Source organism: Achromobacter sp., assembly GCF_057314935.1.
The window spans coordinates 1-23,811 of the sequence record NZ_DBHKZA010000008.1 but is presented as its reverse complement, the minus strand read 5'-3'; the positions used below and the strand labels follow the sequence as shown (position 1 = coordinate 23,811).

At 66.5% G+C, this 23,811-nt stretch carries 24 protein-coding genes; 19 read left to right on the top strand and 5 right to left on the bottom strand.

Annotated elements, in window-relative coordinates:
* Positions 1–29: 29 nt before the first annotated feature.
* The gene (locus ACO6D5_RS04550; protein ID WP_315844690.1) at positions 30–1,106 is read right to left on the bottom strand and encodes a P1 family peptidase; all 1,077 of its coding nucleotides are present in this window, start codon (positions 1,104–1,106) and stop codon (positions 30–32) included.
* 202 nt (positions 1,107–1,308) lie between these two features.
* Between ACO6D5_RS04550 and ACO6D5_RS04545 the strand changes: the two genes are divergently transcribed.
* The 3 genes from ACO6D5_RS04545 (at position 1,309) to ACO6D5_RS04535 (ending at position 3,608) form a co-directional block, all read left to right on the top strand.
* Positions 1,309–2,091, top strand: coding sequence for an amino acid ABC transporter substrate-binding protein (locus ACO6D5_RS04545; RefSeq protein WP_169272014.1), 783 nt, complete (start codon positions 1,309–1,311; stop codon positions 2,089–2,091).
* An 84-nt stretch (positions 2,092–2,175) separates the two neighbouring features.
* A complete protein-coding gene (locus tag ACO6D5_RS04540) occupies positions 2,176–2,856 on the top strand; it encodes an ABC transporter permease subunit (protein WP_315844754.1) in 681 nt (226 codons plus the stop codon).
* Entirely contained in the window at positions 2,853–3,608 is a 756-nt protein-coding gene (locus ACO6D5_RS04535; RefSeq protein WP_315844691.1) for an ATP-binding cassette domain-containing protein, read from the top strand. The genes ACO6D5_RS04540 and ACO6D5_RS04535 overlap by 4 nt, the downstream gene beginning before the upstream one ends.
* Positions 3,609–3,625: 17 nt before the next feature.
* Here the strand turns inward: ACO6D5_RS04535 and ACO6D5_RS04530 are convergent, their stop codons facing one another.
* The gene (locus ACO6D5_RS04530) at positions 3,626–4,309 is read right to left on the bottom strand and encodes a peptidoglycan DD-metalloendopeptidase family protein (RefSeq protein WP_315844692.1); all 684 of its coding nucleotides are present in this window, start codon (positions 4,307–4,309) and stop codon (positions 3,626–3,628) included.
* Between the two features lie 291 nt (positions 4,310–4,600).
* Here ACO6D5_RS04530 and ACO6D5_RS04525 point away from each other — a divergent pair, with 291 nt between their 5' ends.
* The 12 genes from ACO6D5_RS04525 (at position 4,601) to cyoD (ending at position 15,865) form a co-directional block, all read left to right on the top strand.
* Entirely contained in the window at positions 4,601–5,893 is a 1,293-nt protein-coding gene (locus tag ACO6D5_RS04525) for an MASE1 domain-containing protein (RefSeq protein ID WP_485824714.1), read from the top strand.
* Complete coding sequence (locus tag ACO6D5_RS04520; protein ID WP_485824713.1) at positions 5,880–7,430, top strand: acyl-CoA-binding protein; 1,551 nt, start codon at positions 5,880–5,882, stop codon at positions 7,428–7,430. Before ACO6D5_RS04525 ends, ACO6D5_RS04520 begins: the two co-directional genes overlap by 14 nt.
* A 26-nt stretch (positions 7,431–7,456) precedes the next feature.
* On the top strand, positions 7,457–7,888 hold the full coding sequence (locus ACO6D5_RS04515; RefSeq protein WP_315844695.1) for a DUF2946 family protein: 432 nt from the start codon (positions 7,457–7,459) through the stop codon (positions 7,886–7,888).
* A 76-nt stretch (positions 7,889–7,964) separates the two neighbouring features.
* On the top strand, positions 7,965–8,588 hold the full coding sequence (locus tag ACO6D5_RS04510; protein WP_485824759.1) for an SCO family protein: 624 nt from the start codon (positions 7,965–7,967) through the stop codon (positions 8,586–8,588).
* A 35-nt stretch (positions 8,589–8,623) separates the two neighbouring features.
* Positions 8,624–9,121 (top strand): copper chaperone PCu(A)C domain-containing protein, encoded by a 498-nt coding sequence (locus ACO6D5_RS04505; RefSeq protein ID WP_315844756.1) that lies wholly within the window; start codon positions 8,624–8,626, stop codon positions 9,119–9,121.
* 283 nt (positions 9,122–9,404) lie between these two features.
* Positions 9,405–9,776 (top strand): DUF4148 domain-containing protein, encoded by a 372-nt coding sequence (locus tag ACO6D5_RS04500; protein ID WP_485824712.1) that lies wholly within the window; start codon positions 9,405–9,407, stop codon positions 9,774–9,776.
* Positions 9,777–9,991: 215 nt separating this feature from the next.
* Positions 9,992–11,194: an ATP-binding protein gene (locus ACO6D5_RS04495; protein WP_315844697.1), complete on the top strand. Its 1,203-nt coding sequence runs from the start codon at positions 9,992–9,994 to the stop codon at positions 11,192–11,194.
* 5 nt (positions 11,195–11,199) lie between these two features.
* The gene (locus ACO6D5_RS04490; RefSeq protein WP_006221322.1) at positions 11,200–11,751 is read left to right on the top strand and encodes a response regulator transcription factor; all 552 of its coding nucleotides are present in this window, start codon (positions 11,200–11,202) and stop codon (positions 11,749–11,751) included.
* Positions 11,752–12,009: 258 nt separating this feature from the next.
* Positions 12,010–12,918: a ubiquinol oxidase subunit II gene (gene cyoA / locus ACO6D5_RS04485; protein WP_315844698.1), complete on the top strand. Its 909-nt coding sequence runs from the start codon at positions 12,010–12,012 to the stop codon at positions 12,916–12,918.
* A gap of 2 nt (positions 12,919–12,920) precedes the next feature.
* Entirely contained in the window at positions 12,921–14,897 is a 1,977-nt protein-coding gene (cyoB, locus tag ACO6D5_RS04480; protein ID WP_315844699.1) for a cytochrome o ubiquinol oxidase subunit I, read from the top strand.
* Between the two features lie 3 nt (positions 14,898–14,900).
* Entirely contained in the window at positions 14,901–15,515 is a 615-nt protein-coding gene (gene cyoC, locus ACO6D5_RS04475) for a cytochrome o ubiquinol oxidase subunit III (RefSeq protein ID WP_006222595.1), read from the top strand.
* Positions 15,515–15,865, top strand: a complete 351-nt coding sequence (cyoD, locus tag ACO6D5_RS04470; RefSeq protein WP_054422653.1) for a cytochrome o ubiquinol oxidase subunit IV — start codon at positions 15,515–15,517, stop codon at positions 15,863–15,865. The genes cyoC and cyoD overlap by 1 nt, the downstream gene beginning before the upstream one ends.
* 96 nt (positions 15,866–15,961) lie before the next feature.
* Here cyoD and ACO6D5_RS04465 read toward each other — a convergent pair whose 3' ends face one another.
* The gene (locus tag ACO6D5_RS04465) at positions 15,962–18,439 is read right to left on the bottom strand and encodes an ankyrin repeat domain-containing protein (RefSeq protein WP_485824711.1); all 2,478 of its coding nucleotides are present in this window, start codon (positions 18,437–18,439) and stop codon (positions 15,962–15,964) included.
* 217 nt (positions 18,440–18,656) lie between these two features.
* Between ACO6D5_RS04465 and ACO6D5_RS04460 the strand changes: the two genes are divergently transcribed.
* A complete protein-coding gene (locus tag ACO6D5_RS04460; protein ID WP_485824710.1) occupies positions 18,657–19,286 on the top strand; it encodes a nitrogen fixation protein NifQ in 630 nt (209 codons plus the stop codon).
* An 11-nt stretch (positions 19,287–19,297) separates the two neighbouring features.
* Here the strand turns inward: ACO6D5_RS04460 and ACO6D5_RS04455 are convergent, their stop codons facing one another.
* Positions 19,298–21,451, bottom strand: coding sequence for a TonB-dependent receptor domain-containing protein (locus tag ACO6D5_RS04455; RefSeq protein WP_485824709.1), 2,154 nt, complete (start codon positions 21,449–21,451; stop codon positions 19,298–19,300).
* A 75-nt stretch (positions 21,452–21,526) separates the two neighbouring features.
* Here ACO6D5_RS04455 and ACO6D5_RS04450 point away from each other — a divergent pair, with 75 nt between their 5' ends.
* Positions 21,527–21,742, top strand: a complete 216-nt coding sequence (locus ACO6D5_RS04450; protein WP_315844702.1) for a SlyX family protein — start codon at positions 21,527–21,529, stop codon at positions 21,740–21,742.
* Between the two features lie 10 nt (positions 21,743–21,752).
* Here the strand turns inward: ACO6D5_RS04450 and ACO6D5_RS04445 are convergent, their stop codons facing one another.
* Complete coding sequence (locus tag ACO6D5_RS04445; protein WP_485824708.1) at positions 21,753–22,571, bottom strand: class I SAM-dependent methyltransferase; 819 nt, start codon at positions 22,569–22,571, stop codon at positions 21,753–21,755.
* Positions 22,572–22,792: 221 nt separating this feature from the next.
* On the opposite strand from ACO6D5_RS04445, the gene ACO6D5_RS04440 reads away from it, so the two are divergent.
* Positions 22,793–23,149, top strand: coding sequence for a DUF4148 domain-containing protein (locus ACO6D5_RS04440; RefSeq protein WP_088589517.1), 357 nt, complete (start codon positions 22,793–22,795; stop codon positions 23,147–23,149).
* A gap of 190 nt (positions 23,150–23,339) precedes the next feature.
* The gene (locus ACO6D5_RS04435; protein ID WP_315844704.1) at positions 23,340–23,720 is read left to right on the top strand and encodes a hypothetical protein; all 381 of its coding nucleotides are present in this window, start codon (positions 23,340–23,342) and stop codon (positions 23,718–23,720) included.
* The last annotated feature ends 91 nt before the right edge of the window (positions 23,721–23,811 follow it).

The following is a 23,811-nucleotide window of genomic DNA, read 5'->3' as shown; positions in this document are numbered from 1 at the left end:
AGGTCAGGCCCGGCCCTGGCGCCCGGCGTTCAGGCGATGAAATCCACGGCGGCGGGAAAGCCTTCCACCGCGCGCGCCGCCAGGATGGCGCGCTGCACCGCGATCGCCATGGCTTCCGCCGCCATGACGCCCAGCAGCATCACATTGCCCGGCTTGCCGGAGGCGCCGGTGCCCAGCGCGAAGATCGTGTCGCCGTCCATCATCGTGTGGATGGGGTTGATGGTGCGGGCCAGGCCATCGTGGGCCATGCCGGCGATCTTCTGCGCCTGCGCCTTGGTCAGCGTGGCATCGGTGGCGACCACGCCGATGGTGGTGGCGGTGCCGGGGCGCATCGAATTGGGCAGGTCGCCCGCCAGGATGGCCGCCCGCGTATCCAGCAGGTGCTTGCCGTCCGGCGTGCGCGCGCCGGCCAGGATGCGCCCGGTCGCGGGATCCAGCACGTCGCCCACCGCGTTCACGGCCACGATCGCGCCCACGGTCACGCCCGCCACCGTCAGCGACGCGCTGCCGATGCCGCCTTTCATGGCGCGCTTGGCGCCGTACAGCTTGCCCACGGTGGCGCCGGCGCCGGCCCCGACGTTGCCTTCCTGCGGGGCGGCAGTGGTGGCCGACTTGCAGGCCTGGTAACCGGCCGCCGCATCCGGCCGGACGGAGGCGTCGCCCACGCCCAGGTCGAACAGGATGGCGGCCGGCACGATGGGCACGTGCGCCACGCCCACATCGAAGCCGATCTTCTTTTCTTCCAGATAGCGCATGACGCCCGTGGCGGTGTCCAGGCCGAACGCGCTGCCGCCCGACAGCACGATGGCGTGCACCTTTTCCACCATGTTCACGGGATTGAGCAGATCGGTCTCACGGGTGCCGGGCGCGGCGCCGCGCACATCGACGCCACCCGTGGCGCCCGCCTCGGCGATGATGACCGTGCAGCCGGTGGGACGGCGGGTATCGGTGTAGTGGCCCACGCGCAACCCGGACACCTGCGTGATGCTGCCTCCCCCGGGCGTCAGCCGCAAGCCGTTGGCGCCCTGCGCGGGCATCACCCCGGCAAACGCCGCCGCGCCCGCAGCCGCCATCATGAACGCCCGCCTGTTCCATTGCTGTTCCACGCCGATCTCCCTCGCTTTGCCGATTGATTGCGCCCGGCGCAGGTCGCGCCGGGCGGGGTAGCCATATGACTTGCAGCTATATTTTTACTATTCCTTATGCTTTGTGGAAAAATAGGCGCGTTGTTAGAGTGCGGCTACGCCGGAGGGTATTGCACACCCGCAAGCTCTCCAGAATGACACCGATCATCCGTGGAGCATTGCCATGAAACTCTTCCGCTCGCTGTTCATCGCCGGCCTTATCCAGGCCGCCGCCCTGACCGCTGCCCACGCCCAGTCCGGCCTGGACCAGATCAAATCCGCCGGCACGTTCAAGATCGGCACCGAAGGCACCTACGCCCCCTTTACCTTCCACGACGCATCGGGCCAGCTTACCGGTTTTGACGTGGACATTGGGCGCGCCATCGCCGAACGCCTGGGCGTGAAGGCCCAATTCGTCGAAGGCAAATGGGACGGCCTGATCGCGGGGTTGGACGCCAAGCGCTACGACGCCGTGATCAACCAGGTCGGCATCACCGACGCGCGCAAAGCCAAGTATGACTTTTCCGATCCCTATATCTCGTCGGCAGCGGTGCTGATCGTGCGCGACGACAACACCACCATCAAGTCATTTGCCGACCTGAAGGGCAAGAAGTCAGCCAACACGCTGACCAGCAACTTCGGCAAGCTGGCGCAAAGCCACGGCGCGGAAGTCGTCGCCGTGCAGGGCTTTAACGAAGCCATCGACCTCTTGACCTCGGGCCGCGTGGAAGCCACGGTCAATGACAACCTGTCGTTCCTGGACTTCAAGAAACAAAAGCCCAACGCAAAGGTGAAGATCGCCGCCACGGACAAGACGGCCGAATTCAGCAACTCCGGCGTGCTGATCCGCAAGGGCAACCCCGAACTGCAAGCCGCCATCAACAAGGCGCTGGCCGACATCAAGGCCGACGGCACCTACAAGACCATTTCGGTCAAATACTTCGGCACGGACCTGTCGGCGCAGTAAGCGGCAGGCACGCACATGACGCTACCCTCCTGGCTGCAAGCCGTCATCCCCGATTGGCTGCTGGCGCAAATCGGGTCATGGGCCGTGCCGGCCTGGGTGCAGCTGATGGCCGACTCGTTCTGGCCGCTGCTGCACGCCGGGCTGGTCTTCACGGTGCCCCTCACGCTGATGTCGTTCGCGCTGGGGCTGGCGTTGGCGTTCCTGGTGGCGTTGATCCGGCTGTTCGGCCCGGCGCCGCTGGTCGCGGTGGTGCGCTTCTATGTCTGGCTGATCCGCGGAACGCCGTTGCTGGTGCAGCTGTTCGTGATTTTCTACGGCCTGCCCAGCGTGGGCATCGTGCTGGATCCGCTGCCCGCCGCGCTGATCGGCTTCACGCTGAACGTGGGCGCCTACAACTCGGAAGTCATCCGCGGCGCCATCGAATCCATCACCAAGGGCCAGTGGGAAGCGGCGTATTCGCTCAGCATGACGCGCGGCCAGGCGCTACGCCGCACCATCCTGCCGCAAGCGGCGCGCGTGGCGGTGCCGCCCCTGTCGAACTCGTTCATCGCGCTGGTCAAGGACACGTCGCTGGCTGCGGTGCTGACCGTGCCCGAAATCTTCCAGGCCGCGCAACGCATCGCGGCCGTCACCTATGAGCCGCTGATCCTCTACACCGAGGCGGCGCTGATCTACCTGGTGTTCAGTTCCGTCCTGTCCGCCGCGCAAGTCCGCCTGGAAAAGCGCTTTGGCCAGCACGCCGTGTTTTCCGAGAAAAGCCGATGATCCGCCTGCAGAAAATCGAAAAGTCCTTTGGCGGCAACCCGGTGCTCAAGCAAGTGGACGTGAGCATCGCCGAAGGCAGCGTCACCGCCTTGATCGGCCCGTCGGGCAGCGGCAAGAGCACCTTGCTGCGCTGCGTGAACCTGCTGGAGGTGCCCGACCGCGGCACGCTATCCATCGGACCGGAAACAGTTGAATTCGAGCCCGGACGGAAGCTGGCGCGCGAACAGGTGCAGCGCGTGCGCAAGCAGACCGGCATGGTGTTCCAGAACTTTCAGCTGTTTCCGCACCAGACGGTGATCGGCAATGTGATGGAAGGCTTGCTGACCGTGCAGAAGTGGCCGCTGGACCGCGCCCGCGCGCGCGCCGAGGAATTGCTGAAGAAGGTCGGCATGGCCGAAAAGGCCGACGCCTGGCCCGCCAACCTGTCGGGCGGCCAGCAGCAACGCGTGGCGATTGCCCGCGCGCTGGCGCCCGCCCCGCGCGTGCTGCTGTGCGACGAGCCGACCTCTGCGCTGGACCCGGGCCTGGCGGCCGAAGTGGTGGATGTGCTGCGCCAGTTGGCCACGGAAGGCATGACCATGCTGATGGCCACGCACGACCTGCGCCTGGCCGCCAGCGTCTCGCGCGAAGTGGTGTTCCTGCTGGACGGCGTCGTCGTGGAATCCGGCGAGTCCCGGGCGATCTTCTCGCACCCCGCAGACCCGCGCACCGCCACGTTCATCTCGACCCTGACGCAGGACGCGGCGACGTAGGCCGGGCCGCCGCCCGATCATTTGGGCGGCAGGTTCCCCGCCGGGTCGACCGCCTGGCCGTCATAGCGCAACTCGAAATACAAGCCCACCTGCTTGCTGTCGCTGTTGCCCATTTCGGCGATCTTCTGCCCCTGCTTCACGCTTTGGCCTTCCTTGACCAGCAGCTTGCTGTTGTGCGCGTAGATGCTGAGGAAGCTGGCATTGTGCTTGACGATGACCAGGTGGCCGTAGCCCCGCAGGCCGCTGCCCGAATAGGCGACCGTGCCGCCTGCTGCGGCCACCACCGGCGTGCCCGAGGAATTGGAAATGACGATGCCGTTGGAACCGCCGCCGTCATAGCCGCGCGTGACCTTGCCCTGCGCCGGCCAGACCAGCGAAATCGCGCCCGGCGGGGCAGTGCGCCGCTTGGCCGTGGAGGTGGAGGTTCGCGGCGCAGAAGTCGCCGGCTTGGACTGCGCCTTGCCGGAACCGGAGGTGCTGGCCTGGCCTCCCGGCGCTTGCACCCGCAGCATCTGCCCGACCTCGATCGCATTCGAATTCGACAAACCGTTCCACCGCACCAGGTTGCTGACACTGGTGCCCTGCTTGCGCGCGATCTGCGTCAGCGTGTCGCCGGACTGCACGCGGTAGTAGCCCGGCTGCACCTTGGTGGTGCCGCAGGCCGACAGCAACGCCAGCAGCACGACGACGCACGCGCACATCCACAGCCGGCCGAGCGGGCGTGGCCGTCTCCGAAACCGGGGCGGGCCGGCGGACGCCGCGCAAGGCAAGGGGCAGGCGGGCACGGACAGGGTCGGGGCGGACAAGGAAAGCACTGAAACCTGGGGCACTGAGATGGCGGTGGAAACGGAAGTGCATTCAAGGGTACCAAGATTTTCGGGTGCCAGTGTGGCGCGGGTGCTTCGCAGCGCCGTCCGGGCCGTGTATAACCCGCTGATCACGGTGAACGCGCTTCGCCACGCCTCAATGCGTTTGCAAGGACCGACATGGGTATGACCGATACGGTTAGAAAGAATCCGCTTTGCCTGCTGTGGACCCTCCCCTATCTGCTGTGCGGCGTGTTCTCGCACCTGCTCAGCGACCCGGTCAGCCACGCCCTGTTCGTCTGGCTGCCGCCCGGGGTGGCCGTCGGCGCCTACCTGCTGACCGCCCGCCGCAACTGGCTGCTGCTGGTGGCGGGATTCTTCTGCGCCCAGTTGCTCCTGACGCTTGTCTCGCGCGGGCAACCCGCCACCGCCATCGTCTTCGCGCTGACGGGCAGCCTGTCTTCGCTATTGGCCGCCTGGACGGTGCAGCGCCTGTCGCCGCGCGCCGAGGGCCCGGGCTTCGTCGCCGCGTTGCTGGCCGGCGCGGTTGCCGGGGCAGCCAGCAGCGCCCTGTTGGGCGGAGGCTGGCTGTGGCTGACGCAGGAAGCCCACGCGCTGGTGCGGCTGCGCACCTGGGTCACGGCGTATCTGGCGGGCGTGCTGATCCTGGCGCCGGCGTTGACCGGCTGGGCGCAGTTCCGGCCTCGCCGCTCCGGCGGCCCGCGCATGCGGGACCTGCTGATCGGCGCGGTGGCGTACGCCTTGATGATCGTGTCGACCTTCATGACGTTCGACGGAGACATGATCCAGAACCTGCCCTATGTCGTGTCTTTTGAGCTGACCTATCTGCCGCTGGTGTTCGCGGTGCTGATCGCGCTGGTCTGGGGCACGCCGGGCGGCACGCTGGCGATGGTGACCTTGATGCTGATGGCGCTGTACCAGAGCGCCCAGGGCGAAGGCCCCTTCGTCGAGGCCAACGACCCCTGGCACGTGCTGCTGGCCACCCAGGTCTACCTGGTGGTCACGGCGCTGCTGCTGCTGCTCGTCAACACCCTGCGCGGCGCGCGCGCCCAGGCGCTTGAGAACGCCGAACAGTGGCGCGGCCGCTTCGACCTGGCGCTAGCCGGCAGCCACCAGCTGATGTACCGCTTCAATCCCTATGACGGCCAGTTGGAACTGGCGGGCGACCTGCAGGACGCTTTCGGGCTTCCCGCTGGCGCCATCACCGATCTGGAGTCGCTGGCTGCCCATGCGCATCCGGAAGACCGGTCGCGCCTGGCGATGCACTGGGCGGCCCGCCGCGCGGGCGCCCAGGACCGCACGCCCCTGCTGTTCCGCGTGGCGCACACGGCGGGCGGCTGGCGGCTGGTCAGCGACCGGGGGTCGCCGTTGTCGGACTTCGACGGCAGCGTGGCCGTCGTGGCCGGCATGTGGCGGCTGGGCGAGATCGAGCGCGAGCCCGCCGATGCCCCCCAGTAGTCCCGACGCGCCGTCCGGCACGGGCGCCCTCCTGATCCACGGATTGGGCGGGACCGAGTACGACCTGGGGTCGATGCACAAGGTCTTGAAACGCGCCGGCATCCAGACGTACAGCCTGACCCTGCCCGGACACGGCGCCTCGCCCGAAGACCTGCTGTCGGTGCGCATGGAAGACTGGCTGGACGCCGTGACGCGCAAATACCGCGAAGTCGCCGCCCGCCACGACACCCTGCACGTCATCGGCATGTGCCTGGGCGCGCTGCTGGCGGTCGAACTATGCAAGCGGGTCGGACACAAGCAGGGCAAGCTGGTGTCGCTGGCCGCGCCCGTCTTCATCGACGGCTGGAGCACGCCCTGGTATCGCGGCCTGCGCAAGCTGGTCTACCGCATTCCCGGCCTGGCCGCGCGCATGCGCGTGGAAGAGGAAGAGCCCTACGGCATCAAGAACGAGTTGGTGCGGTCCATCGTCAAGGCCAAGTTCGAACGAGGCGAGAATTTCCACTATCGCTGGGTGCCGCTGGCCTGCGTGCGCGAAGTCGACCGGTTGCGCGACGCGGTCAGGCGCGGGCTGGACGGCATTGGCTGCCCCACGCTGATCATGCACGCGCACGAAGACGAGCTCACCTCCGTGCGCTCGGCGCAGCTGCTGCATGAGGCCATCGCGGGCAGCCAGCTGGTGCTGTTGAACAACAGTTATCACATGATCTGCGTGGACAACGACCGCGACCTCGTGGCCGCGACCGTGCTGCAGTTCATGGACCGCGACCCCGCCGCCGCCCAGTCGCCGCGCGCCGCCGCACGCGGCGCCCCGATGGGCGCCGCGGATGTCGAACGCATCCTGGGCGCGTACCGCGACTCGCTCCTGGCCGGCGAATTCGAAACGCTGTTCCCGCTGTTTGCCGAAGACGTGGTCTGGACCGAAGAAGGCGACAACCCGATCAGCGGCGTCTACGAAGGCCGCGGCGCGCTGATCAACCTGTTCTCGCGGCTGATGGACTATTCGCGCAACACCTTCGCGGTGAGCGACGTGGGGCAGCCCGCGCTGGCCGGGCGCTCCATCGCGCTGCCGCTGCGCTTCCAGGTGCAGGATGGCGCCAGCCTGTACCAGGGCACGTCCACGCACACCCTGCGCCTGCGCAACAACGCCATCAGCAAGGTGACGGCCCGCGCCGACGAGCCCGAACGCGAAGACGCCTTGTGGCGGCGCCTGGCTGCAGCCGGCGGCCACGAACCCGAGGGCGACGCGATGGACGACGCCACGCTGGCCCTCGGCGCGGACGCCCTGCCGGATGCGTTCGACGCAGCCGTCATCGAATTGCGCTCGCTATCCGCGCCGCCCTCGGCCGCCGTGGCGATCCGCCTGGCCGCCTACGAGCAGCAAGCGCGCCACGGCGACGCCCCGCAGGCGGCGCCCCCCGATGCCGACGCCCGCGGCCAGGTCCGCCACGCCGCCTGGCGCCTCTTGGCCGGGCTGCCGTCCGACCAGGCGCAACGCCGCTATATCGCCCTGGTGCGGCGTCTGGACGCAGGGGATTGACCCGCAGGCATGACTAAAATGGCGCAATGCCTGACCTGACCCGCCTCCACCGCCTGGGACGCGCCGCGCGCGCCCACGGGGTGCTGTGGCTGGCGCTTCTGGCCCTGACCTTGCGCGCCCTGGTGCCGGCGGGCTACATGCCCGATGCCCGTGCATTGCATGATGGCCGGCTGGAAGTCACGTTCTGTTCCGCCGCGGGCGACCTGTCCACGCTCAGCGTGGCGCTGGCCCGCGCGGGCGGCGACGACCGGCCATCCGGCCACGACGCCGCCAAGACCGGCGCGCAATGCCCATTCGGGCTGCTGGCGCACGTCGCGCCCGCTCCCACCCCGGCGGTGACGCCGATCCTTCTGCCGGCGGGCCGGTATGTGCCGCCGCCGCCCGCCTACCGCGCCCTGCCCGCGCTGGCCGCCCATGGCCCGCCCCTGGGTTCCCGCGCGCCCCCTGCTTTGGCCTGACTCCGCCTGACCGCGCGGCCCCGCCGCGCGCCTAGCCGACCCGTCGACCAAAGAGGTTTCCATGCATTCCCCGTTCATGCATTTCCCCGCCCTGCGCGCGCGCGCCGGCGCGGCGCTTGCCCATGCGCCCGATCCCCGGCGCCGCCTGCTCCTGTCGTCCCTCGCCCTGCTGGCCCTGGCCGGCTGCGGGCCCGAAGCCCCCAAGCTGCACGGCATGGACTTGTCCGGCATGCCGACCGGCGATTTCCAATTGCAGGATACGAGCGGCCAAACGCGCCGCCTGGCCGACTACCGCGGCCATCCCGTCATGCTGTTCTTCGGTTTCACGCAATGCCCGGACATCTGCCCGACGGCGCTGACCCGCGCCATCGAGATCAAGGGCCTGCTGGGCGCCGACGCCGACAAATTGAAAGTCCTGTTCATCACCGTCGACCCGGAGCGCGATACGCCCGAGATCCTCGGCGCCTATACCCAGGCCTTCGATCCGGCGTTCGTCGGCCTGCGCGGCGATGCGGAGCAGACCCGCGCTGCCGCCCAATCCTTCAAGGTGTTTTATCAAAAGGTCGCCACCGGCTCGTCCTACACCATGGACCACACCGCGCTGACCTACATCATCGACGCCCAGGGCAAGTTGCGGCTTGCCTTGCGCCACCAGCAGAGCGCCGAAGAATGCGTGCAAGACCTGCGCACCGTGCTGTGACACCACGCCGCCAACCCGATAGAGAAGCCACCATGATGAAGACCCTTTCGCTCAAGTCCCTGGCCGCCGCCATTTCCCTGTGCGCGCTGGCGGGGTTTGCGCCCGCCGCCCTGGCGCAAGACGCCGCCTTGAAGGTGGACGACGCCTGGGTGCGCGCCACCGTGCCCAGCCAGCATGCCACCGGCGCCTTCATGCGCCTGACCTCGTCCGTGCCCGGCCGCCTGGTGGCCGTGGAGTCCGATGCCGCCAAGCACGTGGAAGTCCACGAAATGGCCATGCAGGACAACGTGATGAAGATGCGTCAGGTGCCCGGCATCGACCTGCCCGCCGGCCAGCCGGTGGAACTGAAGCCCGGCGGCTATCACGTGATGCTGATCGACCTGGCCCGGCAAATCAACCCGGGCGACCGCATCCCGCTGACGCTGGTGGTGGAAGACGGCAAGCAACAGCAGCGCCGGGTACCGGTGCAGGCCGAGGCCCGCGCGCTGAATGCGAAGGCCGGCGCCGCGCCGGCGGCGCAGCACGGCCACTGATCCATATATATAGGGCACACCGGCGGTGGCCGCGACCAATGGGGGAACGACCCCGTGAAAGCCGAATGACACCTGTACTTCAGGCTTGAAATACCTTTCGCGTCCCGCCGCCGATTTCCCTGCAACACCACGGCGCTCGCCCGGTCGAATTGAAAAGACCGGACGCGCGCCGTTTTCACGCACCCGGCCAGGCATTCCCGCATCCAGGAAATCGTCCGTCGGCAGCATCGCGGATGACGGCGCGGCCAAACCGGCCGCAGGCTTTGTTTGCCAGGAGCGTTTCATGAAGACCCTCACCACCACGTTGTTGCTTTGCGCCGGCTTGGCTGTCGCGGGCGCTGCCCAGGCCCAAACCGCGGCCCCCACGGCACAGTACAAACGCGATCTCTATGGGGACTGGCGCGTCGGCTACCCCGCCCCCGCCGCGAAGACCTCCGCCCAGGTGGCCGCCGAACTGGCTCAGGCCAAGGCCAATGGCACGTATTCCTTCGGCCAGGAAGACTACCCGCCCCCCGTCGCGTCCACCCAATCCGAAAGCCGCGCCCAGGTCGAACAGGAATTGCAGCAGGCCCAGATCCAAGGCCAGATGGCGTCCGACCAGGAAGACTACCCGCCCGCCGCCATGGCCCACAGCGGCATGTCCGATATCCATTGACGCGCGGGACCCTTGGCGAATATCAGGGACGCACCATCTGCCGCCCCTGCCAGCGTTTCATGCTGAATCGCCATACAATGCCAGCACATCCGCCGTCGACGCCGTAGTCAGGCTCGACGGCAGCCGGCCTCTCGCGCCGCGCGCCGGATGCCTGCGTTCCGCGCCGCCGGGCGCTTGACCCGCCGGCGGGCCCGCCGGCACCTCTGTGTCTGGATATGCCCGGTAGTTCCGCCTTTTCATTCCTGCGTACCTTATGCAGCCTGCGCTGGCTCGCCATCGCGGGCCAAGCCGCCACCATCCTGCTGGCCAGCAGCGTGCTGGGCCTTGCCCTGCCGCTCGAGCCCCTGTGGATCGGCGTGGGCGTGCTGATCGGATTCAACGCCTACGCCAGCCTGCGCCTGCGCCGCCCCCGCGACCTGTCCCACGCCACCGCCTTCGGCCACCTGTTCGTGGACATGGCGGTGCTGTCGTGGATGGTGGGCTGGAGCGGCGGCATCAGCAATCCGTTCGGCACGATGTTCCTGATCCTGACCGCGCTGGCGGCCCTGGCGCTGCCGCGCAATTGGGCGCTGGCGGCGGCGGTGGCGGGCATTTCCGGCTATGCGGCCGCGGCCATCTTCGGCCAGCCCCTGCGCGGCGACGTGGACACCCATTCCCTGCTGCTCTGGGGCCTGGGCGTGAACTTCCTGATTTCCGTGGTGGTCGTGCTGGTGTTTTCCACCCGCCTGGCGTCCGACCTGCGCGACCGCGAGCGCGAGCTGGCGCGGCTGCGCGAACGCTTCACCCGCAACGAGGGCATCGTCGCCCTGGCCACGCACGCGGCGGCCATGGCGCACGAACTGAACACGCCGCTGGCCACCATGACGCTGCTGGCCGACGAGATCGCCGCCGAGGTCAAGGACGAAGACCTGCGCGCCGACGTGGCCACCCTGAGCCAATTGCTGGCCCTGTGCCGGGAACGCATCCGCAATCTGGCGGTCCCAACCGCGGTGGACCTGGTCCGCGTGGTGGGGCAATGGCGCCTGATCCGGCCGACGATCGACCTGCAACGCTCGGGCGCCCTGCCGACCAGCCTGCGGGTGGACCCGGCGATCGCGCACCTGCTGCAAGCGCTCTTGAACAACGCGGCGGACGCCGGCGAGGCCGCCGAGGCCCCCCGCGTGGACCTGCATCTGGAATATGGCTATGGCGCCCTGCGCGGCGAAGTACGGGACTACGGCCGCGGTTTCGACCCCGACCAGACCCTGCTGCCCGCCACCAGCCTGTTCAACAGCGGCAAGCCGGGAGGGTTGGGCGTCGGCCTGGCGCTGTCGCACGCCACCGTGGAACAGCTGGGCGGTGAAATGACCATGACCGCCGCCTCAGGGGGAGGCACCCGCATCCGCTTTTACCTGCCCCTGGGCAACCCCGGAACCTGACAGTGATGAATCCTACCGACCTTGGCCTGTTGATCGACGACGACGAACTGTATGTGCGCACCTTGCAGCGCAGCCTGTCGCGCCGTGGCCTGGAAACCCGAACCGCCACGGGCATCGCGGAAGCGCTGCGCGTGGCCGAGGAGATCCGCCCGGCCTTCGCCCTGGTGGACCTGCGCCTGGGCGAGGACTCCGGCCTGACGCTCATCCGTCCCCTTCGCGCCCTGCGCGCCGACATGCGGATCCTGCTGGTCACGGGCTACGCCAGCGTGGCGACCGCCGTGGAAGCCATCAAGCGTGGCGCGGACGATTACCTGCCCAAGCCGGCGACCGCGCCGATGATCCTGCGCACCCTGGGCCTGGTGAAGCCAGAATCCGTTACGATCGAAACGACCATGACGCCGTTGCACCGCCTAGAATGGGAGCACATCCATCAGGCCCTGCACGAGACCGGCGGCAACGTTTCGGCGGCGGCGCGCCTGTTGGGCATGCACCGCCGTTCCTTGCAGCGCAAGCTGGCAAAAAAACCGGGGCCGGAACGCGAGGTGCTCGTCGACTGACTTGTGCAGTTGCGACACATCTTTACAACACCCCCATGTGCGCCTGCGACATATCGTCGCACCCCCGCACTGCTTCCTAGGGCATTTGCTCCCTAGGAAAACCCTGAATCTGCTTCATTGGGGGCAGAATCCTCCCAGGCAATGCGACCATTCGTCGCATGCTTGACCGATATCAAGCCGATAGGATGGACGTTGCTGCTTGGCAGCATTCCAGCTTGCTGCTCCGCAGCATTTCCAACCATCCATCCAAGGCTGTACGTGAAACACCCCCTCCTTGCGACCCTAACGCGCATTTTTGGCGTCGGCGCGGTCATGCTGCTTGGCGGCTGCAACATGGAAATCCTCTCCCCCAAGGGAGACATTGGCGCTCAGGAAAAGACTTTGCTGTTCACGGCGACGGGGCTGATGCTCATCGTTGTGATCCCAGTACTGTTCATGATCGTGTCGTTCGCGTGGAAATACCGCGCATCCAATACCAAAGCAGACTACCAGCCCAAGTGGGCCCACTCCACGGCGATCGAAGTCGTGGTCTGGACCGTTCCTTGTATCATCGTGGCGATTCTTGCCGTGATCACCTGGCGCTCCACGCACGCGCTGGATCCCTACAAGCCGCTTGTTTCCGAACACAAGCCCGTCACCATCGAGGTGGTGTCGCTGGATTGGAAGTGGCTGTTCATCTACCCCGAATACGACATCGCCACGGTCAACGAGATCGCGTTCCCCGTGGACGTCCCGGTCAACTTCCGGATCACGTCGGCGTCGGTCATGAACTCGTTCTTCATCCCCCAGCTGGGTAGCCAGATCTACTCGATGGCCGGCATGGAAACGAAGTTGCACCTGAATGCGACGGAAGCCGGCACCTACGCCGGCATCTCGGCCAACTACAGCGGCGCCGGTTTCTCCGGCATGCGCTTCAAGGCCATCGCCATGCCGCAGGAAGGGTTCGACAACTGGGTCAAGGAAGCCAAGGCTTCGCCCACGGCGCTGACCCCCGAGGTGTACGCGGAACTGACCAAGCGCAGCGAGCGCAACCCGGTCGTCAAGTACTCCTCGGCGCCTCCCGCCATGTTTGATTTCGTCTTGGGCAGCACCATGTCCAAGATGGCCGGCGTGGACTCCGCCACGTGCACCTCCACGTCGAACAATCTGATCGCAGGAATTAACTAACAATGCTCGGGAAACTCACCCTCGAGGCCATTCCGTACCATGAACCTATCGTCATGGTTACGCTGGCCGCCGTGTGCCTGGGAGGCCTAGCGGTCTTCGGCGCCATCACTTACTTCGGCAAGTGGAAGTACCTCTGGACGGAATGGCTGACCTCCGTCGACCACAAGCGCATCGGCGTGATGTACATCATCGTCGCGCTGATCATGCTGCTGCGCGGCTTTGCCGACGCCATCATGATGCGTACCCAGTTGGCGGTCGCCTCCGCCGACTCCGCCGGCTTCCTGCCTCCCCACCACTACGACCAGATCTTCACCGCCCACGGCGTCATCATGATTTTCTTCATGGCGATGCCCTTCATTACCGGGCTGATGAACATCGTGGTGCCGCTGCAGATCGGCGCCCGCGACGTGGCCTACCCGTTCCTGAACTCGCTGAGCTTCTGGCTGTTCGGCGCCGGCGTCGCGCTGATGATGATCTCGCTGTTCGTGGGCGAATTCGCCGCGACCGGCTGGCTCGCCTATCCGCCGTTGTCAGGGCTGGACTACAGCCCAAGCGTCGGGGTGGACTATTACATCTGGGCGCTGCAGATATCCGGGCTGGGTACAACACTTAGCGGCATCAACTTCATCGTGACCATCCTGCGCATGCGCGCACCGGGCATGAGCCTGATGAAGATGCCGATCTTCACGTGGACCTCGCTGGTCACCAACGTGCTGATCGTCGCGGCCTTCCCCGTGCTGGCCGCCACGCTGGCGCTCTTGACCGCCGACCGCTACCTGGGCACGCACTTCTTCACGAACGACATGGGCGGCAACGTCATGATGTACGTGAACCTGATCTGGATCTGGGGCCACCCCGAGGTCTACATCCTGGTGCTGCCGGCGTTTGGCGTGTATTCGGAAGTGGTTGCCACCTTCGCGCGCAAGACGCTGTTCGGCTACAAGTCCATGGTCTACGCCACGGCCGCCATCGGCGTGCTGTCGTTCCTGGTCTGGCTGCACCACTTCTTCACGATGGGTGCGGGGGCCAACGTCAATGCCTTCTTCGGCATTGCCACAATGATCATCTCGATCCCGACCGGGGCCAAGATCTTCAACTGGCTGTTCACCATCTACCGCGGCCGCCTGCGCATCACGACGCCGGTGCTGTGGACGCTGGGCTTCATGATCGTCTTCGTCATCGGCGGCATGACCGGCGTGATGCTGGCCATCCCCGGCGTGTCGTTCGTGCTGCACAACAGCTTGTTCCTGATCGCCCACTTCCACAACACCATCATCGGTGGCGTGGTGTTCGGTTGTATCGCGGGCATGACCTACTGGTTCCCCAAGGCCTTCGGCTTCACGCTGAATGAGCGCCTGGGCCGCTACTCGTTCTACTGCTGGTTCGTCGGTTTCTTCATGGCCTTCATGCCGCTCTACATCCTGGGCTTCAAGGGCATGACGCGTCGTCTGAACCACTACGACAACCCCGAATGGCAGCCGTACCTGCTGGTGGCGCTGGCTGGCGCCGCGCTGATCATGCTGGGCATCTGGTTCCTGCTGCAGCAAGTGTTCGTGTCGGTTCGCCAACGCAAGCAAAACCAGGACGTCACCGGCGATCCCTGGGATGGCCGTACCCTGGAATGGGCGATCTCGTCGCCGGCTCCTTTCTACAACTTCGCCCACGTTCCTCACGTTGAAGAACTGGACCAGTTCTGGGAAGACAAGCAAAGCGGCAAGGCCTACAAGCGCCCGGCCAAGTACGAAGACATCCACATGCCGAAGAACACCGGCGCTGGCGTGTACATCGGCCTGTTCGGCCTGGTGATGTGCTTTGCGCTGATCTGGCACATCTGGTGGCTCGCCATCGCCGGTTTCGTCGGCATGGTCGGTTCGTTCATCGCCCGCGCCTATGACCGCGACGTCGATTACTGGGTCCCGGCCGCGGAAGTCGAACGCATCGAAAACGCCCACTTTGAAAAAATGCAGAAGGCCGCCTGAGCCATGATTCAAGCCGTAGCCACTCACCCCCACGCGGGTCACGACGATCACGCGCATCATGACGATGGATCCAAGACCGTTTTCGGTTTCTGGGTCTATCTGATGAGCGACTTGCTGATCTTTTCGGTGCTGTTCGCCACGTTCGCGGTGTTGTCCAACGCCACCGCGGGCGGCCCCACGGGCAAGGAATTGTTCGACCTGAAGTTCGTGCTGGTCGAAACGCTGTTGCTGTTGTTCTCCAGCTTCACCTTCGGCATGGCCAACCTGAACGTGCACGCCAACAACAAGTCCCGCGCCATGGGCTGGTTGATGGTGACGTTCCTGTTCGGCGCGGGCTTCATCGCGATGGAAGTCTGGGAATTCCATCACCTGATCACTGAAGGCGCCGGTCCGGGCCGCAGTGCTTACCTGTCGGCGTTCTTCACGCTGATCGGCACGCACGGCCTGCACGTCACCTTCGGCCTGATCTGGATCATCGTGCTGCTGGACATGATCCGCCGCCATGGCCTGGACTCGATCAACAAGCGTCGCCTGGCGTGCCTGAGCCTGTTCTGGCACTTCCTGGACATCGTCTGGATCTGCGTCTTCACCTTCGTCTATCTTATGGGAGCCATCTGATGTCGCACTCCGCTGCGGCCGCACACGGCCACGACGATCACGCCGCCGACCACGGCAGCCTGAAGTCCTACATCATCGGTTTCGTGCTCTCGCTGCTGCTCACCTTCGGCTCGTTCGGCCTGGTGATGCACGGCGCGCTGTCGCACACCATCACCATCGTCGGCGTCGTTGCCTTGTGCGTGCTCCAGTTGCTGGTGCAACTGGTGTACTTCCTGCACATGGGCGCGTCGAAGTCGGCCCGCGACAACCTGGCCGCGTTCGTCTTCACCGTGCTGATCATCGCCATCATCGTCGGCGGTTCGGCATGGGTGCTGTACAACATGAACGTCAACATGGGCCACGCCATGTAATGACGGCTTGCCGTTGAAGCAAAAAAACAGGCGCCTTCGGGCGCCTGTTTTACATTGCGGGGCTTGCGCGCCCGACGAGGGGGCTTGCGGGGCCGACTAAGGCGCGGTCACCGTCAAGGCCACTCCCGCCTGCCTGACCAGCTCGTTGGCCGACACGCCGACGTGCGGCTGCACGCGCGATACCTGGTTCAGATCGCAACTGGCTGCCCCGGCCGCGCCGTCCAGCACCTGTTTCACGGCACGCGCGCCCGTCGGGCTGAGCGGTCCGCCGTCGTCCAGTTGCCACGCCAGCACATCGGCCACCGCCATGCCGCAACGCCACGGGGTGCGGTACAGCCCGGCGTCATGCTCCAGCAGCATCTTCGCTTTGGCTTCCTTGCCCAGGCGCAGCATGATCACCAGCGGCAGGGCGTCGGCATCCGCTACCCCATCGATGCGCACGCTCTTGTCGGTCCGGTCCGATGCATCGGCGCCCTTCTCCAGCCACGCCCGATACAGGTCGTCGGGCAGCCACGGCAAGCTGAGCGGCGCGATGTTGTTGTTGGTGATGCCCGTGGCATCGTCCGCGCGCGTCAGCGGCACGCCGGCCACCAGCAGGCGGTCGGCGGTGGCGCGCAGTTTGGCGCGCTGGCCGTCCCACTCGGGGCCGTTCTGCTTGACGGCCGCCCGGATCTCCACCTGGTTCCACACGCTGAGCAAACTGGACAGCGACTCCGGCGTCAGCGGCAGCCGCGGTTGGCCGGCGGCTTGCGCCAACTGATCCACCAGCGCGGGCTGCAGGGTGCGCACGGCCAGGCTGAAGGCTTCGTTCAGTCCGTTGCGTTCGGGCGTCTTGCTGGCGCTGTAGCCGCCCACCGCCGCGTCCGCGCCGTGCGACAGGGCGAAGGCTACGCGTTCCGAGACCGGAAACACCGCCGTCGGCGTCAACTCGCCGCTGTTCGATTCGCGCAGCGCTTCCAGTAAGGGCGTTTCCCACATGCCGCGGTTGCCGTAGTACATCCGGACATAGGCCGCGTTGATGTCCGCGCCCTTGGCCAGCAGTTGCTCGGCGAACCAGAACCGGCTGGGCGATCCCATGGCGGCGTGCAGCGCAGACCGGCCGTTCTTTTCACGCGCGTTCGGGTTGGCGCCCTTGGCCAGCAGGTACGTCAGGCTGTCCTTGTCTTCGCTGTAGTACGAAATGCGCCGCACCAGCAACGGCGTGCCGTTGTAGTCGCCCGCATCCAGCGGCGCGCCCGCCGCGATCAAGGCATCGGCCAGCGCGTAGCGCTCCGCCGCCGGACGCGTGTCCTTGGCGTCCGGCAAGGCGCTGGCCAGCAGCAGGAAGCCGTTGTTGGGGCCGTCCGCGCGGGCGCCCGCCGCCAGCAGGACGCGCACGGTTTCCAGCTGCTTGCCGGACACCGCCACGGCCAGTGCCGACGTGCCGTTCTCGTTCACCCCGTTCGGATTCTGGCCGCGCGCCAACTCGGTGCGCACGGCATCCACGTCATCCGCCCGGATCGCTTTGAAGATCGCCAGGCGGGGCCGGCAGACCGCCGCGTCCAGCGCTTTTTCGTTCAGGGCGGCGCTGATGCGGCTGGCGATATTGCCGGGGATCGCCTCCTTGGCTGCCAGGCGCTGGGTGCAATACAGGCGGTAGTCTTCGCGCGCCAGCGTCTCGAAGTAGCCACGGCGGTCTCCGGCCTTCGCGCTCTGCGCCCAGCGCGCGTCCGCCCGGTTCAGGTACGCCGCGGTGCGCGCAGGGTCGCGCCGCAGCACGTCGCTCAAGACGCGGTCGGCCTGCACGGCGTCGCCGGATTCGGTCAACCAGAAGCCGTAGTCGTTCAACGCCGTCAGCATCTCGGGATCCTTGCCGCCCGGATCGATCTCGCGAAAGTCCTGCTCCATCACGAAGCGGCGCAGGTCCGCCAGCGCGCGGGCGAATTCCGCGGTCTTGGCGCGCGGGATGGCGCGCGCGACCTGATGCAGCGTGCGGAACGTGGCCGTCACATCCACCGGCGCCTGATGCTCGAAACGCACCGCGACAGGGAACGCCTTCAGTCGGCCGGGGTAGTTCGTGAGCGCCTGCTGCAGCGTGGCCAGGGCCTGCGCCTTGCGCGCCTCGTCCCACGGCTGGTTGGCGGTCACGACGGCCAGGTAGGCATCCGCGCGGACCGTAGCCACGTTGCCCGCCGCATCCACCAGGAATCCGTCGGACCGCGTGGCATCAGCGTCGTTGTAGGTATAGCCCACCCAATACAGGGTCTCGTCGTTGCGCGGCGCCCTGACCGCCACGTTCTCTTCGCGCGACGCCTTCCACGCAGCAGGGTCGATCACCAGGGGCTGCGAACGGAAGTCCAGGTGGAATTCCTTGCCCGTTCCCCGCACATACCGGTACAGGTACAGCCGGTTTTCCATCTGGCCGACCAGCACCGCGTCGCGGACATTCTCCGTGCCCCACACGCGCCGCTCGGGTTCGCGCAACGGGTAGCGCGACAGGCGGATGGCCTCGATGGTGGCGCCGATATCGGACGCCACGGCCGGCTGCGGGAGCGCCGCCAGGCCTGCCAGCGCCAACAGGAGGGCGCCGGACATACGGGAGAGTGCGGGACGGAAGCTGCGCGGCATGCGGAGGACAAAGCCAGGAAATCAGGGACACCGATCATACCCCCGGGCCCACGCCCCGCTCGCGGGTAAGTCCTGAGTCGCATTTGTCCCACATCACGGAATGGCGGCCGCCTTTCGTTATATATTCCGCAATATAACGATTTCATTAACAGTTGAACGAATTTAGCGACCGCCACACCCTCCTATGGACGCCGTGCTGACCCCTCCCCCCACCCTGGCCGACACTCCCCCGCCGGCCCAGCGGTTTGCCCGCGCCCTGCTGCATCACGCGCCGCCCGGCCATCCCGACGCCGGTTTTTTCGCCACGGTGATCGGCACCAGCCTGGCGCACCAGGACTTGGCGCGCAGCGGCCTCTGCCCCGACGAACTGCAGCAGATGCTTGATCATTTGTTTCCGGGCGCGCTGGCCTCTGACGACGCGCGGCTGGCCATCTTGCGCGAGCAAGCCGACGCTTACGCGCTGCGGGGCCGCGGCGATCCGCAACCCGGCTTCACCTTGTTGCTGCGCGTGCTGCTGGACGCCTACCGCGCCCCCGAACACGAAACCACGCCGTGGGTCACCGGCGTGCTGGTGCACGCTTGCCTGCGGCCCGACCACTTGTGGCGCGACCTCGGCCTGTCCGGCCGCGAGGACGTGACCTTCCTGCTGGCGCGCCACTACCCGGGCCTGGTGATACGCAACGTCCGCAATCTGCGCTGGAAGAAATTCCTGGCGTACTCGGCCTGTGAACACGCCGGGCTGCCGCCTTGCGCCGCGCCCGGTTGCCCCGCTTGCGAAGACTACGGCGTCTGTTATCCGGATGCGCCGGACTGACAGCCCCTCCGCTAGAACCGGTATGCCACGCCGACGCCGGCGCCCAGGCTGCGTCCGGCGGCGGGCTCGTAATAGCGGCCATTGCTTTCGTTGACGATCACGGAACCGGCATAGCGCTTGTCGAACAGGTTGTCCACGCGCGCGTAGGCATTCAATTCCCATGCGCCCAGCCGCTTCACATAGCCCGCGCTTGCCGCCGCCACGAAGTAGCCCGGCGCGTCCTGATCGTTCGCGTCGTTGACGTAGATCTTGCTCAGGTAGCGGCCTTCCACCGACGCCTGCCAGCCTTCGGGCGGCGCCCAGGCCAGGGACGCGAACAGCGCCTGGCGCGCGATGCCGGGAATCTTGTTGCCGGCGCGGATGTCGCCGGAACCGTCGTCCGCGTAACGCGCGTTCAACCACGTATAGGCGAACTGCGTGCGCCAGTGGCGCGCGACCTCGCCCGACCACCCCAGCTCCACCCCATCGCGCCGCGTGCGGCCGGCGTTCTGATAACTGGTGCGCCCGCCTGAACTGCCGGCCGACACGATCTCGTTGTCGGTGCCGGTATGGAAGACGGCGGCCGTCGCCAGGCCGCCGGCCATGCGCGCCTTCACGCCGGCCTCCAGATTGGTGCTGAGCGAAGGCGCCAGGCCGAAATTCAACCCGGGCTGGCCGCCCGGCCGATACGAGATCTCGTTCAATGTGGGCGTCTCGAACCCGCGCCCATAGGACGCATACACGCTGATATCCGGGCTGGCCGCGTAGCGCAGCGCAGCCACCGGCAGCGCCTTGCGATAGCGTGCGTCGCCACTGTCGTCGCCGTTGCCGGCCGTGACGTAGTGGTCGTTGGAGTCGAAGGCGACCGTGCTGTAGCGCAAGCCCGCATCCGCCGTCCAACGCTCAGACACCTTCCACGATGCCTGCATGTAGGGGTCGGCGTTGTACACGGTGTTGGTCTCGTCGCGCCGCAACGCGCCCTGCACCCCCAGTTGCTGATCGGCGCCCGCGCCGATGAAATTCTGATAGCCCTTGCGGTTTTCACGCATCGAATCATAGGAAAAGCCGCCGATCAGCGTGAGTGGCCGGCCCGCCAGGTCCAGCTCCGAGGTCCAGCGCAGATCCGCGCCGCCATACCGGCGCGCCAGATCGATGACCCCGCCCGCCTGCGTGGGCGCCAGTTGCGCCGCCGGCGGGATCGACTGGTACTGGGTCGTGTCGCGCTGACCGTAGTACGCCATCACGCGCAAGGTGTTGCGGCTATCCACGTGCCGCTCGTACACCACGCCCCCCTGCGTCTGCCGCACGGTCTTGCGCGTGTCGTACTGCTCGGCCAAAGGCGCCGCGCGCGGGTCGTCCTGAAACTGCTGATAGGTCAGGCCCAGGGGATCCTGCGCTGTCAGGTCCACGCGGTTGACCACGATGGTCAGGCGGCTGGCGTCGTCCAGTTGCAGGCCCAGCTTGGCGTTGGCCAGGTTCTTGCGCGCCGCGCTGTGGTCGCGGTAGCCGTCGGTGGTGAAGCGGCTGGCGTCCAGCACATAGTCCATCCCGCCCGGCTCGCCGCCGCTGGCTTTCATGCCGTAGCGCCACGTGCCGTCGCTGCCGCCCCATCCGCTTGCCGACACCGTGGGCGGCGGCGTGCCGTCTTCCGTGTAGACCTGGATCACGCCGCCCGATGAATTGCCGTACAGGGCGGAAAATGGCCCCCGCAGCACCTCGACGCGGTCGATCGAGCCAATGTCGATGTTGGACGTCTGCCCCTGCCCATCCGGCATGGTGGCCGGAATGCCATCCACGTACAGCCGCACGCCGCGCACGCCGAAGGTGGACCGCGCCCCAAAGCCGCGGCTGGAAATCTGCAGGTCCTGCGCATAGTTCTGGCGGTTCTGGATCTGCAGGCCGGGCACCCCCGCCAGCCCTTCGGACAGGTTGATCCCGGGCTGCCCGCGGCGCATGGCCGCGCCGTCGACCACGTCCACCGACGCGGGCGTGTCCAGCACCGCGGTGCCCAGGCGCGTGCCCGTCACGACGACGGGGGCCAAGGTGGGGCCGGCTTCCTCAGCCCACGCGGCGTTGGCCAGCCCTTGCGTCAACCCTGCCGCCAGCGAACCGCGGGCAGCCCAGCGCACGCTCCAGTGCGCCCCTAGTTGCGACGCCGCGCCGCGCCGTCTGACCTGCTTCGTCAAATCCGTCTCCCTTAGAGCCATGGACCCGCAATTGCCATTGGAAACGCCAAGCGGGAATAGGTTCTAATAGCCGCTATGGAACCATCGCAAGACATCGAACGCCGCCTGCTCGAACTGGAGGTCAAGGCCAGCTTCTCGGACGACCTGCTAGAGCAGTTAAACCAGATCATCGTCCGACAGCAACAGCAGATAGACCGGCTGTTGCGTGAAGTGGCCGACCTGCGCCAGCAGGCGCCCGAGGGCGCCGCGCCTTTCCGCAGCCTGCGCGACGAACTGCCGCCGCACTACTGATCTCGCGCGGCTAGTACCGGTAGCGCAGCAACCTGCCCAAGCGCCGCAGCGGCGCGACCCGGCGCATCATCCAGATGGCCGCCCGGGCAGGCCAGGAATACCGGGCCCACTGCGTGCCGCCACTTTCCTCATACAACCATTGCTCGCTGCGCAACCGCAGCCCGGGCACCTGCGCTTCAAGGTCCAGCGGATCGCCCAGGCTCCAGCGCATCACCGCGCCCGTCGCCCGGAACATGCGGTTGCGCGCGGCCAGCGCCAGCCCCGTCCGGCTATAGGCATCGAAGGCGATCTCGCCCGAGGGGAATTGCGTGGCCACAGTGCGCAGCAACTGCAGCACCTCGTCCTCGGGCATGTACAGGAACAACCCTTCCGCCACCACCAAGGCCGGCCTGTCGGTCGGGATCCGCGACAGCCATCCCAGGTCCGACATCGGCGAACCCAGCATCTGATAGCCCGGACGCGCGGGATACAGCGCGCGCCGCAGGTCGATCACCTCGGGAAAATCCAGGTCGAACCAGTGGACCTCCGGCGGCGGGTCCACCCGGAACACCCGGCTATCCAGACCGCAGCCCAGATGCAGCACGGTGGCGCCGGGGTGCGCGGCCAGGAATTCCCGCACCCACCCGTCCAGCGTGTACGCCCGCATCGCCAATCCGATCATCTCGTCGCGGCGCATGCCCAATGCCGCGAAATCGTGGTCGATGCGCGCGACGGCCTGGGCGGCGTAGTGGTCCTGCAGCAAGGAACCGGGCAAGCGGCTTTCTTCGGCCTTGGCGTACAGCGTGATCAGCAGCGTGGCTTTTTCACGCGTCAGATGGACCTTTTCCATGCGGGCTCCCAACCGGCCATTCTTACGCTATCGGTTCCATAATTGGTGACTATCGAATAAATCGAACATCTTCATCCCATTTATGGAAATATCTTTTACCCATATACGGGTTTATCCCTACCTCTAATCGGCGCAGAATTCAGTCATCGGGAAACAGCAACGAACCACGACGGATAGGCCGCCTGATTCGCCCCCTAGGCTCTTGAAATCGGAGATTTACCATGAAGAAGACCCTTGCTACCGCTTTGATGTTGTCCTTGGCCGCCCTGAGCGCTGGCGCCTACGCATCGCAAAACATCGAACCCAACAACGTGCCGTTCCAAGGCGTTTACGGCACCCCGTACGAAGGCCCGACCCGCGCCCAGGTGCAGGCCGAACTGGCTGCCGCCAAGGCTGCCGGCCTGGTGACCAACGTCGAACCGAACAACGTGCCGTTCCAAGGCGTCTACGGCGCCCCCCAATCGGGCAAGACCCGCGCTGACGTGCAAGCCGAACTGGCCGCCGCCAAGGCCGCCGGCCTGGTGAGCAACGTCGAACCGAACGACATGCCCTTCGCTGGCGTCTACCACGGCAACTGATCTGCTCCGCAACGATTGACTCCCTCCCCTTGTTGTACCTTGGCCGCCTGCAATCAGGCGGCTTTTTTTTGTCGCAAGTCGGCGCAGGTCAACGAACGGGCAGGCGGGCGGATTGAAAAAGGAACGGGTTCGCGTACTATCGGCTCATGTGCAAGCATGACAATCTGATCCATCCGACAGGGAGCCCATCTTGAAAACCACCCGCGTTCTCGCCGCATTGCTCGTCGCGACCGGCTTGTCGGCAGCCGCTGTGGCCGCGCCGCCGGTAATGCTGAACAACTCACTCATCACCGAGATCCCCAAGGGCGACCGGACGTCGTTCCACGAAGCGATCGCGCAGGCGCTGAACAACTCGGCGGACGGCCAGCGCACGGAATGGACCAGCAAGGCGCAGCCCAAGCGGGCCGCCCCGATCACCGTCCAACTGACCCCCACGCAGACCAGCAAGGTCAAGGACGACCGCGTCTGCCGCTTCCTGGTGGCCGACTTCGCCCGCACCAGCACGACTGAAAAGTGGCAGTTCTGGTTCTGCAAGCTGCCCGACGGCACCTGGAAGGCCAGCAGCAACTAAGCCGCCAGCTAACTAACCAGCCAAAAAAGATGCCCCTTTGAACTGACCCCCGAAAGTTGGATGTTGATCCAACCTTCGGGGGTTTTTACAT

Excerpts from the sequence above, each read along its gene's own strand:
- ACO6D5_RS04545 (WP_169272014.1), top strand. The coding sequence starts at position 1,309 with ATGAAACTCTTCCGCTCGCTGTTCATCGCCGGCCTTATCCAGGCCGCC.
- ACO6D5_RS04535 (WP_315844691.1), top strand. The coding sequence starts at position 2,853 with ATGATCCGCCTGCAGAAAATCGAAAAGTCCTTTGGCGGCAACCCGGTG.
- ACO6D5_RS04530 (WP_315844692.1), bottom strand. The coding sequence starts at position 4,309 with ATGTGCGCGTGCGTCGTCGTGCTGCTGGCGTTGCTGTCGGCCTGCGGC.
- ACO6D5_RS04525 (WP_485824714.1), top strand. The coding sequence starts at position 4,601 with ATGACCGATACGGTTAGAAAGAATCCGCTTTGCCTGCTGTGGACCCTC.
- ACO6D5_RS04520 (WP_485824713.1), top strand. The coding sequence starts at position 5,880 with ATGCCCCCCAGTAGTCCCGACGCGCCGTCCGGCACGGGCGCCCTCCTG.
- ACO6D5_RS04515 (WP_315844695.1), top strand. The coding sequence starts at position 7,457 with ATGCCTGACCTGACCCGCCTCCACCGCCTGGGACGCGCCGCGCGCGCC.
- ACO6D5_RS04510 (WP_485824759.1), top strand. The coding sequence starts at position 7,965 with ATGCATTTCCCCGCCCTGCGCGCGCGCGCCGGCGCGGCGCTTGCCCAT.
- ACO6D5_RS04505 (WP_315844756.1), top strand. The coding sequence starts at position 8,624 with ATGAAGACCCTTTCGCTCAAGTCCCTGGCCGCCGCCATTTCCCTGTGC.
- ACO6D5_RS04500 (WP_485824712.1), top strand. The coding sequence starts at position 9,405 with ATGAAGACCCTCACCACCACGTTGTTGCTTTGCGCCGGCTTGGCTGTC.
- ACO6D5_RS04495 (WP_315844697.1), top strand. The coding sequence starts at position 9,992 with ATGCCCGGTAGTTCCGCCTTTTCATTCCTGCGTACCTTATGCAGCCTG.
- ACO6D5_RS04490 (WP_006221322.1), top strand. The coding sequence starts at position 11,200 with ATGAATCCTACCGACCTTGGCCTGTTGATCGACGACGACGAACTGTAT.
- cyoB (WP_315844699.1), top strand. The coding sequence starts at position 12,921 with ATGCTCGGGAAACTCACCCTCGAGGCCATTCCGTACCATGAACCTATC.
- cyoC (WP_006222595.1), top strand. The coding sequence starts at position 14,901 with ATGATTCAAGCCGTAGCCACTCACCCCCACGCGGGTCACGACGATCAC.
- cyoD (WP_054422653.1), top strand. The coding sequence starts at position 15,515 with ATGTCGCACTCCGCTGCGGCCGCACACGGCCACGACGATCACGCCGCC.
- ACO6D5_RS04465 (WP_485824711.1), bottom strand. The coding sequence starts at position 18,439 with ATGTCCGGCGCCCTCCTGTTGGCGCTGGCAGGCCTGGCGGCGCTCCCG.
- ACO6D5_RS04460 (WP_485824710.1), top strand. The coding sequence starts at position 18,657 with ATGGACGCCGTGCTGACCCCTCCCCCCACCCTGGCCGACACTCCCCCG.
- ACO6D5_RS04450 (WP_315844702.1), top strand. The coding sequence starts at position 21,527 with ATGGAACCATCGCAAGACATCGAACGCCGCCTGCTCGAACTGGAGGTC.
- ACO6D5_RS04445 (WP_485824708.1), bottom strand. The coding sequence starts at position 22,571 with ATGGAAAAGGTCCATCTGACGCGTGAAAAAGCCACGCTGCTGATCACG.
- ACO6D5_RS04440 (WP_088589517.1), top strand. The coding sequence starts at position 22,793 with ATGAAGAAGACCCTTGCTACCGCTTTGATGTTGTCCTTGGCCGCCCTG.